Source organism: Microseira sp. BLCC-F43, from assembly GCF_041929235.1.
GTDB lineage: Bacteria > Cyanobacteriota > Cyanobacteriia > Cyanobacteriales > Aerosakkonemataceae > Microseira.
The window spans coordinates 1-2,925 of record NZ_JBHFNP010000064.1; the positions used below are offsets into that span (position 1 = coordinate 1).

A 2,925-nucleotide genomic window follows, 5' to 3' on the forward strand; every position below is an offset into this window, starting at 1 on the left:
CAGATCGATTTCAACCAAGTTAGTCGCACTGTTCAAAATCTTTTGTCGTTTGGTTAGGTACTTGTCTCGGCCAACACCTTCTCGCTTATTCTTGGGTGAAAGGACTTCTACAACCGTTACCACTCGCCCAGTCTTGACTTCTCGAATCTCCAAATAGCGTTCAGTAACTTCTTCATCCAGAGGCAATGTTACTCGAATTGGCTTGCTTAAAACCTCAGTTTTTACCACAGAACTTAGTTCAACTTCTGGGTTTTGTTGGAAAACAGAGGCATCTGGAATACCAACCAGTAAAGCATCCAAGTAAACCCGTTTCTCGACAGCTGCTCGATATTTGGGTACTAATGAGGGATTGAGCGATCGCGCCAACTCAACAATCAGCCAAGAGTGAACCTCTGACCACAATGAGGGATTTTCCAGATAAGGGTTCATCCCCGGAAAACTCGGTGTCATAATCGCTACAGAAGGAATCAGAAAACGGACAATGGAAAAAGATGCGCTCCATCCCTACTATATCTATACCTTTTTCAAAGCACAGGAACGCAAACATCCAGAGCCAAAATCAAGGAGCAAGCAGTGAACGAGGTAGATATCCTGGGGATTGACTTAGGGACAACCAATTCAGCCATTGCCATCTGGGAACCAGGCACAGGACAGGCGAGAGTCCTGCACAACTGCGAAGGCGATCGCATAACTCCCTCCGTCGTAAAGTTTGACCCCCAAACCCGTCAACCCATCGTCGGTAAATCGGCACTTAGTTGCATCACTAGCCATCCCGGTCAAGTTATATACTCAGTAAAGCGCTTCATCGGTTGTACCTTCCGCGACGAACGGGTACGCAACGACCAAACGCAAGTCACCTACAGCATAGAAGAAGTTCAGCAGCACAAAGTCGCCGTCCGAGTTGGAGAGCAAATCCTCACCCCACCCCAGATTTCTGCTCAAGTTCTACGCAAGCTCAAGCAAGATACCGAGGAAGAACTCACCCGACTGCGGCGTGTCATCAACAAAGAAAAGACTTCTGACACTCTGCTGCTGGAAAGCCTGGACAACCTGGAATTGAGCATCCAAGATCGGAATGTCACCCAAGCGGAAAAACTGCTTGCCGAGCTTAAGAGCAAACTATGACCCAAACGAATCGCCGCTGGACTTGGATGGTTTACATGGCGGGGGACAACGGTAAGGTTTTCGAGCAACTCAAGGGCGGAAAACGGCTGATGGCTCCGATGGAGCAGCAAGGCTATCAAGATATTCAGGAAATGGAGGCAGCTGGCTCCACCGATGAGGTAGCGATCCTGGTACAGTTTGATACCCTCTCCGATCAAGAACACACTTACCGCATCTATATTCGTCCCAATAGCGAAGAACGAGTTATCGAAAACATCCCCGAACAGAACACGGGCGATCCTCGCTCGTTACGAGACTTCATCGTTTGGGGAATCGAGAATTATCCCGCACAACACTACGCCGTCATCCTCTGGAATCACGGCACGGGTTGGAAAGAAGATGATATTTATGCCTTTGCGCGAAATCGTAGCGTTCAGCTGAAAGCAAGTGACGATGAGGTGCGTTCCCTCAGTCGCAATACTCGCTTGTCTTCAGCCTTTTTCCTGTCCTCAATCCTGGAAGTGATGCAATTGGAGGATGGGGAGTCTCGTGCGATCGCGTTTGATGATTCCTCTTTGGACTTCCTCGACAATGCTAAACTTCAGCAGGCATTTCGGGAAGCCGAAGCGCAGACAGGTCAAAAAGTGAGCGTGATTGGCATGGATGCCTGTCTGATGAGCATGGTTGAAGTAGCGTACCAGTTGCGAGCAAATGCCAATTACATGGTGGCTTCCCAAGAAGTAGAACCCCTGTCAGGTTGGCCCTATACGGCGATTTTAGGCAGTTTAACAAGCAATTCGGGGATGACACCACAAGCGCTGGCAAAGTTAATCGTGCAGGAGTACGGGCGTTACTACGAGGAAGATTCGCGGGGAAGTTTACCTCAGATTACTCAATCAGCGACTAATTTGACAGAGGTTGAGAAACTAGCAGAGGCGGTGGGACGATTAGCTACGGTTTTACGTCAATTGTTGGCTGAAAAAGATTTTGATGTTGAAAAAGCCCTATCCTACGCTAAGCGTAAAGTGGTGCGGTTCAAAGATAATGATTGTGTGGATTTGTCCGATCTTTTGAAGATTATACGGGATGAGTATGCTGGGGATAGTACTCAATTAACTGGGTTTTTAGATGAAGCAATAAATTTAATAACTCTTGATATTGAGCCTAAGCTAGTTGTGGCAAATGTAACTTCAGGACTTAGATTCTCGCGCGTCAAGGGGCTGTCGATTTACTCACCGTTTAAAGGTTATTCTAAGTTTTACGACAGGTCAGATTTTGCCAGTTGTGGGTGGGGGGAGTTTTTACGTGTTCATGATGATATAGATTGAGAGTCAGCATTTTAAATATTTTTAATCGCATTAATCGCTCGCGCATCTCCCCCGAAGCTAGCAATTTGGGTCGGGCAATTCTTGAAATCAACAAACATCGGTTACTTACTTTTAGGGAAACACTACTTTGAAAACACCCAAAACACTATTCTTAGCTTGGAAAGACCCCCTTAGTCCTAATTGGTTTACGATCGGGCGGCTAACATTTGAAAAGGGTCTCTATCACTTTGTCTATACCCAAGGTGTAAAAGAAGCCGAAGAAAGATGTGCTTTTACACCGTTGCTTTCGTTTCCGCGCTTAGATGAAATCTATACATCAACTCAGTTATTTCCAGTGTTCGCAAATCGGTTAATGTCGCGATCGCGTCCCGATTATTCCAGTTTTATCGAACAGCTCGATCTTCTCAACGATGACCCTAGCCCAATGGCAATTTTAGCCCGCAGTGGTGGGGAACGAGTCACAGATACGTTTGCCGTTTTTCCCGCTCCGGAA

3 protein-coding genes and 1 pseudogene are annotated in these 2,925 nt (G+C 46.9%); 3 read left to right on the forward strand and 1 reads right to left on the reverse strand.

Annotated elements, in window-relative coordinates:
• Window positions 1-450, reverse strand: a 450-nt coding sequence (locus ACE1CM_RS10695) for a DUF4058 family protein (RefSeq protein ID WP_374877401.1), incomplete at its 3' end; no start/stop codon positions are given.
• 123 nt (window positions 451-573) lie between these two features.
• Here ACE1CM_RS10695 and ACE1CM_RS10700 point away from each other — a divergent pair.
• The 3 genes and pseudogenes from ACE1CM_RS10700 to ACE1CM_RS10710 form a co-directional block, all read left to right on the forward strand.
• Entirely contained in the window at window positions 574-1,125 is a 552-nt protein-coding gene (locus ACE1CM_RS10700; RefSeq protein WP_374877402.1) for an Hsp70 family protein, read from the forward strand.
• Window positions 1,122-2,432, forward strand: coding sequence for a clostripain-related cysteine peptidase (locus ACE1CM_RS10705; protein ID WP_374877403.1), 1,311 nt, complete (start codon window positions 1,122-1,124; stop codon window positions 2,430-2,432). Before ACE1CM_RS10700 ends, ACE1CM_RS10705 begins: the two co-directional genes overlap by 4 nt.
• Window positions 2,433-2,559: 127 nt before the next feature.
• Window positions 2,560-2,925 (forward strand): annotated as a pseudogene (locus ACE1CM_RS10710) (DNA-binding protein); the annotation flags it as partial.